General features: G+C 62.8%; 14 protein-coding genes. 6 read left to right on the forward strand and 8 right to left on the reverse strand.

Going from position 1 to position 14,406, the window contains the following annotated elements:
- Positions 1 to 74 precede the first annotated feature (74 nt).
- The 3 genes from guaB (at position 75) to F3Y30_RS07635 (ending at position 3,212) form a co-directional block, all read left to right on the forward strand.
- The gene (guaB, locus tag F3Y30_RS07625) at positions 75 to 1,571 is read left to right on the forward strand and encodes an IMP dehydrogenase (RefSeq protein ID WP_203425867.1); all 1,497 of its coding nucleotides are present in this window, start codon (positions 75 to 77) and stop codon (positions 1,569 to 1,571) included.
- Positions 1,572 to 1,754: 183 nt separating this feature from the next.
- The gene (locus tag F3Y30_RS07630; RefSeq protein WP_203425868.1) at positions 1,755 to 2,171 is read left to right on the forward strand and encodes an MAPEG family protein; all 417 of its coding nucleotides are present in this window, start codon (positions 1,755 to 1,757) and stop codon (positions 2,169 to 2,171) included.
- 165 nt (positions 2,172 to 2,336) lie between these two features.
- Positions 2,337 to 3,212: a dienelactone hydrolase family protein gene (locus tag F3Y30_RS07635; RefSeq protein ID WP_203425869.1), complete on the forward strand. Its 876-nt coding sequence runs from the start codon at positions 2,337 to 2,339 to the stop codon at positions 3,210 to 3,212.
- A 92-nt stretch (positions 3,213 to 3,304) separates the two neighbouring features.
- On the opposite strand, the gene F3Y30_RS07640 is transcribed toward F3Y30_RS07635, so the two are convergent.
- A complete protein-coding gene (locus F3Y30_RS07640; protein WP_203425870.1) occupies positions 3,305 to 4,258 on the reverse strand; it encodes a LysR substrate-binding domain-containing protein in 954 nt (317 codons plus the stop codon).
- Between the two features lie 277 nt (positions 4,259 to 4,535).
- On the opposite strand from F3Y30_RS07640, the gene F3Y30_RS07645 reads away from it, so the two are divergent.
- Positions 4,536 to 4,832: a DUF1127 domain-containing protein gene (locus F3Y30_RS07645; RefSeq protein WP_203425871.1), complete on the forward strand. Its 297-nt coding sequence runs from the start codon at positions 4,536 to 4,538 to the stop codon at positions 4,830 to 4,832.
- 185 nt (positions 4,833 to 5,017) lie between these two features.
- On the forward strand, positions 5,018 to 5,575 hold the full coding sequence (locus tag F3Y30_RS07650) for a threonine transporter (RefSeq protein ID WP_203425872.1): 558 nt from the start codon (positions 5,018 to 5,020) through the stop codon (positions 5,573 to 5,575).
- A 97-nt stretch (positions 5,576 to 5,672) separates the two neighbouring features.
- Here the strand turns inward: F3Y30_RS07650 and F3Y30_RS07655 are convergent, their stop codons facing one another.
- The 6 genes from F3Y30_RS07655 to F3Y30_RS07680 form a co-directional block, all read right to left on the reverse strand.
- Positions 5,673 to 6,530: a DUF937 domain-containing protein gene (locus F3Y30_RS07655; protein WP_203425873.1), complete on the reverse strand. Its 858-nt coding sequence runs from the start codon at positions 6,528 to 6,530 to the stop codon at positions 5,673 to 5,675.
- Between the two features lie 101 nt (positions 6,531 to 6,631).
- Positions 6,632 to 8,005 (reverse strand): glutamate--cysteine ligase, encoded by a 1,374-nt coding sequence (locus F3Y30_RS07660; protein ID WP_203425874.1) that lies wholly within the window; start codon positions 8,003 to 8,005, stop codon positions 6,632 to 6,634.
- A gap of 153 nt (positions 8,006 to 8,158) precedes the next feature.
- Positions 8,159 to 8,896, reverse strand: coding sequence for a 16S rRNA (uracil(1498)-N(3))-methyltransferase (locus F3Y30_RS07665; RefSeq protein ID WP_203425875.1), 738 nt, complete (start codon positions 8,894 to 8,896; stop codon positions 8,159 to 8,161).
- Positions 8,897 to 8,909: 13 nt separating this feature from the next.
- Positions 8,910 to 10,415, reverse strand: a complete 1,506-nt coding sequence (locus F3Y30_RS07670; RefSeq protein ID WP_203425876.1) for an inorganic phosphate transporter — start codon at positions 10,413 to 10,415, stop codon at positions 8,910 to 8,912.
- An 80-nt stretch (positions 10,416 to 10,495) separates the two neighbouring features.
- Positions 10,496 to 10,993 carry an NUDIX hydrolase gene (locus tag F3Y30_RS07675; protein ID WP_203426520.1) on the reverse strand — a complete coding sequence of 166 codons (498 nt, stop codon included), beginning with the start codon at positions 10,991 to 10,993 and terminating at the stop codon, positions 10,496 to 10,498.
- A gap of 140 nt (positions 10,994 to 11,133) precedes the next feature.
- The gene (locus F3Y30_RS07680; protein ID WP_203425877.1) at positions 11,134 to 11,934 is read right to left on the reverse strand and encodes a FadR/GntR family transcriptional regulator; all 801 of its coding nucleotides are present in this window, start codon (positions 11,932 to 11,934) and stop codon (positions 11,134 to 11,136) included.
- A 157-nt stretch (positions 11,935 to 12,091) separates the two neighbouring features.
- On the opposite strand from F3Y30_RS07680, the gene F3Y30_RS07685 reads away from it, so the two are divergent.
- Positions 12,092 to 13,369: a DUF3422 family protein gene (locus F3Y30_RS07685; RefSeq protein ID WP_203425878.1), complete on the forward strand. Its 1,278-nt coding sequence runs from the start codon at positions 12,092 to 12,094 to the stop codon at positions 13,367 to 13,369.
- 73 nt (positions 13,370 to 13,442) lie between these two features.
- Here the strand turns inward: F3Y30_RS07685 and F3Y30_RS07690 are convergent, their stop codons facing one another.
- Entirely contained in the window at positions 13,443 to 14,339 is an 897-nt protein-coding gene (locus F3Y30_RS07690; RefSeq protein WP_203425879.1) for a LysR family transcriptional regulator, read from the reverse strand.
- Positions 14,340 to 14,406 lie beyond the last annotated feature (67 nt).

Consider the following 14,406-nt stretch of genomic DNA (forward strand, 5'->3'; position numbering starts at 1 on the left):
ACTTAGAAGCGACGAGGCGGATCACTCCCAATGTTCCCCTCGGGCTGCTGCATTTACACCGAAGGGATTTGGCCATGGCGCGTATCATAGAAACTGCAACCGGTCTGGAAGCGTTGACGTTCGACGACGTGCTTCTGCAACCCGGTCACTCCGAAGTCATGCCGGGGCAGACGAACATCGCGACCCGCATTGCTACCGACTTCGACCTGAACCTCCCCATCCTCTCCTCTGCAATGGATACCGTCACCGAGAGCAGGCTCGCCATCGCCATGGCACAGGCCGGCGGTCTTGGCGTTATCCACCGCAACCTCACGCCTGCCGAGCAGGCCGAGGAAGTCCGTCAGGTCAAGAAGTTCGAAAGCGGCATGGTCGTCAACCCGGTGACGATCGGCCCGGACTCGACGCTCGCGGAAGCCTTGAGCCTGATGAAGTCGCACGGCATTTCCGGCATTCCGGTTGTCGAGAACGGCAGCGGCGGCAAGCCGGGGCGTCTTGTGGGCATCCTGACCAACCGTGACGTCCGCTTCGCCTCCGATCCGGCCCAGAAGATCTACGAACTGATGACGCGGGAAAACCTCGTCACGGTCAAGGAGACGGTGGATCAGCAGGAAGCCAAGCGCCTACTGCACAAGCACCGCATCGAGAAGCTGCTGGTCGTCGACGGTGACGGTCGCTGCGTCGGGCTTATCACCGTCAAGGACATCGAGAAGTCGCAGCTCAACCCCAATGCCTCCAAGGATGCTCAGGGCCGCCTTCGCGCCGCTGCGGCAATTTCCGTCGGTGACGACGGCTTCGAGCGGGCAGAACGCCTGATCGATGCCGGTGTCGATCTTCTCGTCGTCGATACGGCGCATGGCCATTCCCAGCGCGTGCTCGACGCCGTTGCCCGCGTGAAGAAGCTGTCCAATTCCGTTCGCGTCATGGCCGGAAACGTCGCAACGTTCGATGGCACCAGGGCACTGATCGATGCAGGTGCGGATGCGGTCAAGGTCGGTATCGGCCCGGGCTCGATCTGCACGACCCGCATCGTCGCCGGCGTGGGCGTGCCGCAGCTCGCCGCGATCATGTCCGCCGTTGAAGCCGCCTCTGCAGCCGGCGTTCCGGTCATCGCCGATGGCGGCATCAAGTTCTCCGGCGACCTCGCAAAGGCGATCGCGGCCGGCGCATCCGCGGTGATGGTGGGCTCGCTGCTCGCCGGCACCGACGAAAGCCCGGGCGAAGTGTTCCTCTACCAGGGCCGCTCTTTCAAGGCCTATCGCGGCATGGGGTCCGTCGGCGCGATGGCGCGCGGTTCGGCCGACCGCTATTTCCAGGCAGAGGTCCGCGATACGCTGAAGCTGGTCCCGGAAGGCATCGAGGGACAGGTTCCCTACAAGGGACCGGTCGCTGGTGTTCTCCATCAGCTCGCCGGCGGTCTCAAGGCATCGATGGGCTACGTCGGCGGCCGGGATCTGAAGGAATACCAGGAGCGTGCCACCTTCGTGCGCATCTCCGGCGCCGGGCTTCGCGAAAGCCATGCCCACGACGTCACCATCACCCGCGAAAGCCCGAACTATCCGGGCGCCGTCTGACGTGCCATTTCGAGCCGGCGTCCGGCCTTGCCGGATGCCGCTTGCGGCTGCTGCGTATGGTAGAGCGAGGCGACCGGACATTCTTGCGCCGGTTGCTCTTTCGAATTCGATGCTGGTATGATCAATTTGGCGCGGTCGTCATGGCCGCGCCTTAACTGTTTTTGGGTTCGAATGATGATTTCCGTGAGCAACGAGGCCATTTTCTGGCCGATGATCGTACATGCCTTTCTGGTTCTCTTCCTCTATGGCGTGCTGATAACGCGGCGCACCAAGGCGGTGAGGAGCGGGCATGCGAAGATTTCGCAGTTCAGGGAAAACAGGCACGAGCCGGCCGCGAGCATTACCGCGCGCAATGCGGTTGCCAACCAGTTCGAGCTTCCGGTGCTCTTCTATGTCGCCACGATCCTGCTCTACATGGTGAACGCCGACAACGTGGTGACGATAGGTCTTGCCTGGATCTTCGCCCTCTCGCGCTACGTCCATGCCTTCATCCACCTGACGAACAACCGCTTGCGCTATCGCCGGCCGGCCTTCTTCGTCGGCTACGGCGCCGTCGTCCTGATGTGGGTATGGCTCGCGGTCTGGGTTGCCATGAGCTGACGGCCGGGCGCCGCGCGATCTCGCGCGCAGCCATCCGCGCGTGTTTCGGCCCGTTCACATAGTTTTGTTCACCTGTGTACTCTGAACTTCTGTCCGCTGCCCTATTCTGACGGCGACAGGCGTCCGGGTTCCCCGACGACCAGCTATTCGGAACGGGAGGATGACATGGAAAAGCCGCTTATCACGCAGGCGATGATCGATGCCTACGACGAATACACCCATCTGACCCTCGACAGGCGGAGGTTCATGGAGCGCCTGACGGCGCTTGCCGGCTCCGCCGCGACCGCGGCCGCGATTGCGCCGATGCTCGCCGCAAACAGCGCGAGCGCCGAAATAATCGCGTCCGACGATGCACGCGTGACGGCGGAAGATGTCACCTATCCCGGCGGCAGCGGCGAGATGAAGGGATATCTCGTGCGGCCGAAGGACGCTTCCGGCCCGCTCGGCGCCGTCATCGTGATCCACGAGAACCGCGGTCTCAACCCGCACATCCGAGACGTTGCCCGCCGCATGGCGCTGGAAGGTTTCGTGGCGCTTGCCCCGGATTTTCTTTCGCCGGAGGGCGGAACGCCTTCGGACGAGGACAAGGCGCGCGAGATGATCGGCAAGCTGGACCCCGCCGCAACCGTTGCGAACGCCGAGGCGAGCCTGAAATATCTTGCGACCCTTCAGGGCGTGAACGGCAATGTGGGGGCGATCGGATTTTGCTGGGGCGGCGGTCTCGTGAACCGTTTCGCCACGAAGTCTCCCGACCTGAAGGCGGGCGTCGCCTACTATGGCGCGCAGCCGGCAGCGGCTGATGTGCCAGGCATAAAGGCTGCGCTGCTGCTTCACTATGCCGGCCTCGACGACCGCATCAACGCCGGCATCGATGCCTACAAGAAGGCGCTCGAGGCCAGCGGCAAGACCTTCGAGGTCTTCGTCTACGACGGGGTCAACCATGCCTTCAACAACGACACGTCGGCCGCGCGCTACGACAAGGCCGCAGCCGAACTCGCCTGGCAGCGCACCGTGGAGTTCCTGAAGAAAAATCTCGGCTGATCGATCGGCAGCGCCACTTGGCTACATTGAAAGCCGGGTCACGAGGCCTGGCCTTCTGGCTTTTTGAGTTGGGCAGCCCGTGCGCCCGCAGTTCACCAGCCCGGCAGGATCTGGCCAGCCCGGGCCCGTTGGAGGCGCGGGAAGGGCTTGACTTCCGCCTCCGGCAGGTCGTCGTTCATGCCGAGCGGCGTGATGTTGTCGAGGCAGGCGGTGATGTGGTTGGTAATCGCGTTCATCAGCGAGGGCGAAAGCCCCGGACGCTTCATGATGCCGATCTGGACCGGTGCAAGGCTCGGGAAGCCATCGGCCTGTGTCAGCACCTTCATGCCCGGGCGAAGCGCGGATTCCGGCAACACAGACACGGCCATGCCCGCCAGCACTGCTGCTGCAACGACGGTCGAGGACCAGCTGGTGAACAGGACCTGGTAGTCCCGTCCGACGGAATCGAGGGCTGCGCAGGCGATCTGCCGCCACTGGCAATCCCGGCGGCCGACCGCGAGCGGCACCGGCGCGTTCTCGGGAAGCGGATGATTGGCGGATGCCACCCAACAGAGCGGCTCGGTTCTCACCACGTCCGACTGCCGCTGGCGCGGATTGTGCGTTACCAGCGCGATGTCGAGTTCGCCCTTGCTCATTTTCTCACCGAGATCCACCGAAGGCTCGCAGACGATATAGAGCTCCACGTTCGGATGGGTCTTGGCGAACCGCATGATGATTTCCGGCATGTAGCGATCGGCATAGTCGTCTGGTGTGCCGATACGGAGCGTGCCTTCGAGTCGATTGTCGTCGAAGGCCGCAATCGCCTCGTTGTTCAATCGGATCATGCGTCGCGCGAAGTTGAGCAGGCGGTCGCCCTCGGTGGTCAGGCGGTTGCCGCGGCCATCCTTCATGAAGAGCTGCTTGCCGATTCTCTCCTCGAGGCGGCGCATCTGCATCGAGACCGCGGATTGCGTCTTGAACACGCGGTCCGCAGCTTTTGTGAAGCTGCCTGTATCTGCGATTGCAACGAAGGTCTGCAGCTGGTCGATGTCTAGGGGAGCGGACATGAGCACCATCCATAAGCTTGCTTGATCAATACTATTAAAAACATTCGTTGGACTGATCAATGAGATTCTGCGAAAAAACACCTGCAACGCGATGAGCCATCCGCCGGCTCCAGCGCGTAGCCCCAGACCCTTCCCGCTAGGGCCTCCCGGCGGGAAGGGGTTCTTTCAGGAGTGCAAATTTCACCGCCGTGGGCATGGCGTCCACGGGGAACGATCATTGGCGCCGTTCAACACCATCGGATCTGATGGACTACGGAGCCGGAAAGGAGAAAGTGCCATGCGCATGCTAGACCGCACCACCGACCTCGACCTCGCCTTGTCCCTGCGACCGGCCCCGACCTACCTGGGGCGTATCCGCAATTATGCAACGATGCTGCTGCGCGCATGGCGGAACCGTCGAGTCCTCGGCAATCTGGACCAGCTGGACGATCACCAGCTCCTGGATATCGGATTGCGCCGCGAAGACTTGCGTGAGGCTGCGACCTCCTCCTTCTTCGGCGATTCCAGTCTGCATCTGACCATTGCCGCCCGCCAGCGGGCGCGCCAGCACCTGAGGACCGGTCTGCTCGACTGACCGGTTCCAGCCTTCCCCGCAGGGTATGAGCCAATGACCCTGCTGCTTGCCCGGCGAGTGACCGAGATCGGTTGCGCCGGGCTTTTTCTTGCCCGGAAGGAATTTGCGCCGGTAGATGTGATTTCGGTCAATCCGGACACCCGATTTTGCGCTATAGCTGCGCCATCGTTCTTTCCGGATTTTCCATGGTCACCGTTTCCTTTCTCCTTACCTCGTCGATCATCCTTCTCACCCCCGGACCGACAAACACGATTCTTGCTGCGTCCGGAGCTGCCCTCGGCTTTCGCCGGGCGCTCTTCCTGCCGCTTGCCGAAGCGCTGGGCTATGCGATCGCGATCTCCTTTTTCGTGGCGCTTACGTCCCTGACCGGCGGCCTTCCTTGGGCATTGCCGATCATGAAGGCGATCGCATCCCTGTGGCTTATCCTCTCGGCCGTACGGCTCTGGACCGAAAAGGTCGACATGACCGCGGCGCCGGCGAGAGGCGCGTTCTTTCGCGTCCTCTTCACCACACTCCTGAACCCGAAGGCGATGCTCGTCGGGACCATGCTCATTCCACCATCGGAGGCCGGGGGAACGGCCGGATGGGTCGGCGCATTCGTCACGCTCTCGGTCATCGCTGGAATGGGGTGGGTGATGCTCGGCTCGCTGTTGCCGCGCGGTGTTCGCCGCCATGCGTACAAAGGGGCGGCGGTCGTTCTTGGCGGCTTCTCCATGGTCGCCGCCGCCAGCGCCCTGGCCTGACGGGGCGCGGCGCGATCCGGGCGACGGCCCGTCCGGATCGATATGCTCGGATCAGAGCAGGCGCCGGGAGTGCTGAAGCACCGGCTGCCCTGCGATATTACTTCTTCGGCTTCTCTTCCGGCGGTGCATCGTCCGTATCGACAGACCTGCTCATCTGTTCGAAGATGTTCTCGATGCTCTTCTGATAGTCCTTCTGCATCTCGAGGCCGGTGTCGAACATCGTGTTGAAGAGCTTGGTCAGCGATTCCGCCGGCGACACGCTCTTGTCCGTCTTGTCCGCGGTATCACCCGAAAACCCCGCCATCATGTCCTGGAAGGCCTTGGCGAATGGATTGTCCGCAAAGGGGTTCGGCGTGTCCTTCTTCGCGGCAGCTCCGCCGCTGAAGAAGCTCTGCATGGCCTGTGTGAAGGGGTTGTCAAAGGGATTGGCGGCAGGCTGAGGCTTCTTCGCCATGCCCGTCGCTTCCATCCACTGCTGGGCCATGACGGCAAAGGGATTGTCAGTGGAAGTGCCCTGGGAGCCGCCCATGAACGGCGCCATCGACTGCTTGAAAATGCCGCCCATCAGCGTGGTCGCCATGACAGGCAGCATCTGCTTGTAGATTTCCTGGCCGATGCCGGTCATCTGGGCGGCCTGCGCGGCGATTGCCCGCGAAATCTCCTTGGAGCCGAAGAGATGGCCAAGGACCCCGTTTCCGTCCTCCATGCCCTGAGGCGTGAAGGCCTTGGTCATGTCCTCGAAGTACTTCACGTGGTTTCCCGAACCGAGCGCGGTCAGGAACGCTCCCAGGTCATAGGGATTGGCGGCGTTGCGCTTGAAGCCTTCGGAAAAGGCCGGCATCAGCGCGGCCATCGCGTTGTTGGCCTGTTCCTGGGCCAGGCCGAACTGTTTGGCCATGACCTCCATGGCTTTGCCGTTCTGCGCCTGCATCATCATGTCGTAAAGAGGCAGCATAGTGGATCCCGATCCCCTCGCAAAGCATAAGCATGTGCTTGCACTATAACGGGAAATTCAAGGACGGAAACCGCTTTCTTGGTCGTGCGGCCGCCGAACCGTCAATATTGGTATTCGGTGAAGACGGGATCCACGGAACCGCCCCAGCGGCCGTGATAGAGAGCGAGCATGTCCTCGGCAAGTGTCGCCTTCTTGGCGAGCACTTCCTCGAGGGGCGCGAGGAAGATGCTCTCGTCCACGCCATCGCCGTTCAGGCGGTTGCGTGCAACAAGCCCTCCGCGCGAAATCGCGAGAACTTCGCGGGCGATTTCCATGAGCGGGCGGCCGCGATGTTCGGCAGAAAGTCCCTTGGCGGGAACGCCGTTGCGCAGGGCCAGCACCTCGTCATACGTCCAGTCGCGCGTCAGCGCCTCGGCCGCGTCCAGAGCGCCGTCGTCGTAGAGCAGTCCTACCCAGAAGGCGGGGAGGGCGCAGATCCGGCGCCACGGTCCGCCGTCGGCACCGCGCATCTCGAGGAAGCGCTTCAGCCGCACGTCAGGGAACAGCGTCGACAGATGGTTGGTCCAGTCGCCCATGTTGGGCTCGAAGTCCGCGACCACACCTTTCATCGCGCCGCCCATGAACTGGCGGAAGGTGATGTGTGTGCAGTCGTGATACTTGCCGTCGCGTACGATGAAGTACATCGGCACGTCGAGCGCCCACTCGACATAGTTCTCGAAGACAAAATCCGGAGAGAAGGCGAAGGGCAGGAGGCCGGCGCGATTGTTGTCCGTGTCGCGCCAGATGTCGCCACGCCACGAAAGAAGGCCGTTCGGCTTGCCGTCGGTGAAGGGCGAGCTTGCAAACAGTGCGGTCGCAAGCGGCTGCAGCTTCAGGGAGACCTGCATCTTCCGGCGCATGTCCGCTTCGGATGAGAAGTCGAGATTAACCTGGATCGTGCAGGTGCGGTACATCATGTCGAGACCCTTGGTGCCGACCTTGGGCATGTAGCGGGTCATGATCTCGTAGCGCGACTTCGGCATGCGCGGGGTCTCGTCGAATGTCCACTTGGGACTTCCGCCCATGCCCAGGAAACGTATGCCGAGGGGCTCTGCGATATCGCGCAAGGTTGCCAGATGCTGCTGCGATTCCTTGCAAGTCTGGTGAAGGGTTTCGAGCGGCGCGCCGGAAAGCTCGAACTGTCCGCCCGGCTCGAGCGAAATCGCGCCCATGCCCGACGGCTCGCCGAGGCCGATGATGTTGCCCGCATCGAGAATCGGCTCCCAGCCGCTTTTCTCCTGCATCCCCTTCAGCAGCGCGGAAATGCTCCGGTCGCCGAAATACGGAACGGGGCTGTTGTCAGCCGTAAAGAAGACGAATTTCTCGTGTTCCGTCCCGATGCGGAATCGCTCCTTCGGCTTGCAACCGGCGGCGAGATATTCCGTCATGTCTGCTATCGAGCGAACCGGCGTCTGGTCGGTTGTATCACGGGCCATGGGCGTCTTCTTCTGATCGGGTATTGCCTGGCAGAATAGACAGGCACGTGAGGGGTGCTTGGACCGGATTTAAGTGCGGTGCAAGCGAATTCATTTCAAGACAGGTTCAAAAAAACGATATGAGCGTGTCGCGCAAGGCACTGCCACGCCTGTTCAATTCCAGTCGCCGACCGTCGCCTGAAGCACCGCCATTGCGGCGACTGCGGCCGTGTCGGCCCTGAGGATCCGCGGTCCGAGCGGGATCGCCGTCACGTAGTCGAGGCTGCGCAGCAACTGGCGTTCCTCGTCGGAGAACCCGCCTTCGGGCCCGATCAGCAATGCAAGTTTTCGCTCGGCGATTGCCTGCAGCACGGGAACGGGATTCTGGCTTTCGTGGCCCTCGTCGCAAAAGACGATGCGACGGTCGCGGGGCCAGTCGCTGAGGAGGTCGGTCAGCTTTTGTGGCGGCATCACGTCGGGTATGGAGAGGATGCCGCATTGCTCGGCCGCCTCGATCACGTTGGCCTGCAGCCGTTCGAGACTGGTGATCTTGCCCTGCACATGCTGCGTCATGACAGGTCTCAGGACACCGGCCCCCATTTCGACCGCCTTCTGCACGAGATAGTCGAGGCGTCCGACCTTGAGGGGGGCAAAAAGGTAGTGAAGGTCCGATGGCGCGGGTTGCGGCCGGACCTGCTCGACGGCGGTCATCATCAGGCGCTTGCGGGTCGGCAGCGAAATCTCCGCGCGCCATTCCCCGTCGCGGCCGTTGAAGGCGAGGATCGACGTCCCTTCCTCGATGCGCAGCACGTTGGCCAGGTAGTGGAACTGCTCCTTCGTCGCTTCCAGCGCCGCGCCGTCATGAAGCGCGCCCTCGACGAAAAGCCGTTGCATGCGGTAGTTCGCGCGCATCGCAGGTCTTCCTTCAGGTAAACAGCGCGTTGAGGATCACGAAGATCACTGCGGAGAGCGCCGCGGAGACCGGCAGAGTGACGATCCAGGCCGCTATGATTGTCATGAAGTGCGACCGGCGCACGAGATAGCGCCGGCGGGATTCGTCCGGATTGGAAAACTGGGGCACGTCGTCGGCAATCTTGCCGCCTCTCGCCCGGATGTACTCGATGCGCCGCTTGGAGTTCCGGGTATACCACTCGCGGAACAGCCCGACCCCGAAGACTGCGCCGACGGCGATATGCGTGGACGATACCGGGATCGCGAGCAGCGATGCGGTGAGCACCGCCACGGCCGAGGAAAGCGTCACGCAGAAGGCGCGCATCGGATTGAGCTTGGTAATTTCGTGGCCGACCAGCCGGATGAGGCGGGGGCCGAAAAGCATGAGGCCGATCGATATCCCGAACGCGCCGATCAGCATGATCCAGAGCGGCGGTGCCATGGGGTCGCCGGCTGCGCTGTGGCGCAGCGCCGTGACCACGCCGAGCAGCGGCCCGACCGCGTTCGAGACGTCGTTTGCCCCGTGAGCGAAGGATAGGAGGGCGGCCGAGCAGATGAGCGGGATCTTGAAGAGGGTTCTGAGCGACTGGTTCCTGTTTTCCAGCCCGACGGAGTGGCGCGCGACGATCGGCGACACGATGAAGTATGAGAGAATGCCAGCTGCAAGGCCGATCAGTAGAGCGGAGGTGAGCGAAACCTCGTACAGCTGGTTGATGGCGTTGTGCGCAAGGAAGGCGACGAAGGATCCGAGCATCACTGAGATCAGTATCGGCACCCAGAACCGCGCGGCCGCGATCTTGTCCTCGCGGTAGATGATGAACTCCTTGATCAGGGCAAGGAACAGGGCGGCAATGACGCCGCCCAGAATCGGCGAGAGGGTCCAGCTCACGACAATTAGCGAAATGGAATCCCACTGCACGCTGCCGAGGCCACTTGCCGCGGCACCCGCGCCGATCACGCCACCGACGATGGAGTGGGTGGTCGAGATGGGGGCATTCGCGAGAGTGGCGAAGTTGATCCAGAGTGCGGAGGAGGCAAGTGCCGCCACCATGGCCCAGACATAGGTCTCGCCGTTGCCGAACCGCGAACTATCGAGCAGCCCGGAACCGATGGTCTGTACCACGCCGCCGCCGGCAATGACGGCGCCGGCGATCTCGAAGATCGCTGCGAGGATCAAGGCGACCGTCATGGTCATCGCGCGGGCGCCGACGGCAGCGCCGACATTGTTGGTGACGTCGTTGGCGCCGATGTTCATCGCCATGTAGGCAGCAAGCGCAGCCGCGACCACGACCAGCGTCGCCCCCGGAGCATTCGAGACAAATGCGCTGGCTACGGCCATTGCAAGCAGCAGGAAGACCAGAGCTATGCCCACGCCTGTCCAGGACCTGAGCACGAACTGCGTCGCCTGCTCGCTGAAGGTCAGCTTGTCCAGATCCTTGTCAAGCGTCGGCTTTTCGAGCCGCACCTGCGAATTCGCCATCAATCATGCTCCTTTGTCACGACTGGGACTATCGTCACAGGACGGCAAGAGCAATATGACCGGAACCGGACAGTGGTACATTATTTGGAAGCGGGGAGGGCGGGCTCGACCGGCATGGACTTCTCGAAGGCAAGGAACAGGTTCTTCAGCCCTGGTTCGTTGACCCTGCGGGCGGCTTCGGCGCAGCTCACCCATTCCATCCGCCGTTCGCCCTTTTCCGGGTAGTTCTTACAGATGTCCTCGACTTCCAGCGCGTAGACCTGGACCTTGCAGCTGACCTTGAGGCCCTCTGCCAGGCCCTTCTGATACATGTAGTGGCCGATCGACATCTTGCCGACCTTGCCCTTTACGCCGGCTTCCTCGTAGGCTTCGCGCTCGGCGACGCCATGGCAGTCCCGGTTGGCCATCGGCCATCCCTTGGGAATGACCCAGCGGCCCGTGTCGCGGCTGGTGATGAGGAGAACCTCGAGAACCGATCGCTTTTTCCTGAAGCGATAGCAAAGCGCCGCATACTGCACCCGCGCAGGGCGCCGGAACATCAGGTGCACATCACCAGCAAGTCGGTTCAGGATGTTCAAGGTCCGCTTCATACCCTTTTGTTCGAATCACTTAAAAAGCCTTGATGGCCGATTATCTACGCCATCTGCCTTGTGTAAACTTTGCGCGCCGCCGAACGGCCTATTCCCCGAAGGTTTCCGAGGATCGTGTCGTTTCGGAGTCAGTCCGTCAGGCCGCGCTGCTGCATGCGCAATTGCGATATGCGCTGCCATTCGCCGCTGCGCTCCGCTTCCCGGATCGCCGCGCTGATATAGTCAATATGGGTCTGGGCCGCCGACTTTGCCAGTGCGCCATCGCCCCTGATGATCGCCGCACAAATCGCCTCGTGCTGGCTGAGTAGCTGTTCGCGGGAATGCTCGGACGAAAATACCAGGTGGCGGTGGAAGAAAATGCCCTGCGCCAGCAACCGGTAGCAGGCCCGAAGCGTGTGAAGCAGGACGATGTTGTGGGCGCATTCGCCGATGGCGTTGTGCAGCTCGACATCGGCCGCAAGCTCTTCCTCGAAATCACCCTTTTCGTGCGCCTGGCGCATGGAGGCGAGGATCCGCGTCAGCATCTCCCTGTCGAACTGCGTTGCGCGCCGTGCCGCCAGTTCGGCTGTGATCCCTTCCAGCTCGCGGCGATATTCCAGATAGTCGCTGGTGGCGCGCTGGTGCCGTGCAATCAGTTCGACGACGGGCTTCGAGAACACCTGCCCGATGAGATCGGCCACATAGGTGCCCCCGCCGTGGTGGCTGACGAGCAGGCCGCGGGTTTCGAGCTCCTTCAGCGCCTCGCGAAGGATGGGACGAGACACGTCCAGCCGCTTGGAAAGCTCCCGTTCTCCCGGGAGCCTGTCGCCGTCGCGTAGCACGCCTTCGAGCAACAGCAGCTCGATCTGCCGCACAACCTCGTCTGCCGTGCGGCTATGGCTGATGCGGGCAAAAAGGTCGAAGGATTCGGCGTTCGGGACGGTCTCCATGCGGGCAAAGGTATCAACTTGAATTAAAACCGGTCAAGATTTTTGTCCACTCGCGGGATTTCTCCGTGGCCCCTGCGTCAATGAGCCCTTTCTTTTTTGGCCTGACATTTGTTAAGCGAAGGGGGTCGATGCATTTGCGATGGGGGATCAAGCAGGCATGGCAAAGGGAAGTTTTGCATTTCCGCCGGCGTCTGCACGCGCCCAGGCGCTGGGTGAGATCCACGCACGGCCCTATGCGCTGGTGGATTCTCCGCGGGTGATTTTCCAGCTCGCCTTCCTGACGGAGGGCGGGTCCGCCGTGGACCAGGCGGTGGTTGCGAACCTGGCGCGCTCGCGCGGGGTTTCTCCGCCGGCACGCGATGCCAGCCACCAGGCGATGAGCTGGGGGCAGGGAACGCTGCGCTGGGAGCGGCATACGGAATTCTCGACCTACTTCTGGGACGCTCCGGTGCCCGAGAAGTTCGGGGACGTGGTGCCCGTGCATCCGTTCGGCGACAGCTTCTCGCCGCCCGGCACGCTGATATCGGGCATCCGGCTGGAGATCCGCCCCGACAGGCCGGAAACGCGCGCCGCCATGGCGGTGTTCGACCCGACCAGCCTCTGTTACAGCGAAGTCAAGGACGGGCAGGCGGCCGTTCTGACGGACTTCCGGCAGAACGGCGACGGGCTTACCCAGATTCTCGTCATCGACCGTGGCATGACCGAGGCCGGGCGCGGTGCGCTGGTGCAGCGTCTCCTCGACATCGAGACCTACCGCACGCTGGCGATGATGGGGCTGCCGCTCGCCCAGTCGCTCTCGCCCGAGATCCGCCGCATCGAGGACGGGCTGACCGCGATTACCCAGCGCATGAAGCTCCACGCGCGCGACGAGGCCGACGAGATGCTCGGCGAGATCACCCGCCTGGCAGCGGAGCTGGAGGCCAATGCGGCGCTGAGCCTTTATCGCTTCGGTGCAAGCAGGGCCTATTACGGCATCGTCCAGGAGCGTGTGCGCACACTGGCCGAGACGGCCGTGCCCGGCTACGAAACGCTCGGCGCCTTCCTGGAACGCCGTCTCGCGCCGGCGATGCGCACCTGCCAGTCGGTGGAAGAGAGGCAGGCGAACCTGTCGCGCAAGCTCGCCCGCGCCACGGCGCTGCTCAGAAGCTGGATCGATGTGGAGCTGGAGCAGCTGAATGCAACGTTGCTGAACTCCATGGATCGCCGCGCCAAGCTGCAATTGCGCCTCCAGCAGACCGTTGAAGGGCTCTCGGTGGCGGCAATCTCCTACTATGTGGTCGGCCTCTTCGGATATGTCGCCAAGGCGGCGAATGGCCTCGGCCTGCCAGTCAAGCCAGAGACGCTGACAGGTATCGCCGTGCCGGCCGTCGTCCTTTCCATGTGGCTCCTCGTGAGGGCGATCCGCAGGCGACACGCGGAGGAGGACGCGCTCTGAGCGGAGAGGGACGAAGCCTCGTGCCGTCTCCTTGGCATGCCGTTGCCCCGGAAGCCGCGTCAGCTTCTGGACCCTAGCGGTCCCAGTAGGGCGCGGGGCCGTAGAGATCGGCGAGGTAGTCGATGAACATCCGCACCTTGGCCGGCAGGAACTGGCGCGATGGGTAGACAGCGGAAAGGGTCACGCTCTTCGAGCTTTCGAAGGCGGGAAGAACCTGCACGAGCTTGCCTTCCTTCAGTTCCTGGCCGATGTCCCAGGTCGAGCGCAGCGCAATCCCCATGCCGGCGATAACTGCTTCCCGTATGACTTCGCTGGAATTCGTCACCAGCGGGCCGTCCGGACGCCACGTCACGATCCCGGAGGGGCCGTCCAGGCGCCAGATGTCCTGGTTGTGCGGCGGCAGGCAGACATGCCGGGAGAGGTCTTCCATCGTCTCGGGGGTGCCGTGTTGCTTCAGGTAATCCGGGGCGGCGCAAAGGACCCTGCGCACCGGCGCGAGCCTGCGGGCGACGAGCGAGGAATCCGACAGCTCTCCGATGCGGACGGCGAGATCGAATCCGCCGCCGACGATGTCCGAGAACTCGTCTGACAGCACCAGGTTTATCGTGAGATCCGGATGCGCCGACAGGAAGGCCTTGAGATGAGGGGCGATGTGCATGCGGCCGAAGGATGTCGGCGCGGAAACACGCAACGTTCCGCGCGCCGTGCCCGAGCGGCCCGAGACGAAGGCTTCCGCCTCTTCGATGCCTGCGAGAATGCCGAGAATTCGCTCGTAGAAGCCCTGTCCTGCCTCGGTCAGCGATATCTGGCGCGTGGTGCGCTGCAGGAGTCGCGTGCCGAGGCGTTCCTCCAGCCGCTTGATGCGTTTGGAGACCACGGCGGGCGAAAGTCCCAGCGTCCGGCCGGCTGCGGACATGCTGCCGGTATCGACCACGCGGGAGAAAATTTCGAGATCGCCGAGATTTGTCACAAGTCGGATCCATTATTGCCTTTGCGGAAACAGTGCTTAGCATTTGCCTCCTTTCGGCGGAAGTGGT

It is taken from the genome of Sinorhizobium sp. BG8 (assembly GCF_016864555.1).
Taxonomy (GTDB): domain Bacteria; phylum Pseudomonadota; class Alphaproteobacteria; order Rhizobiales; family Rhizobiaceae; genus BG8.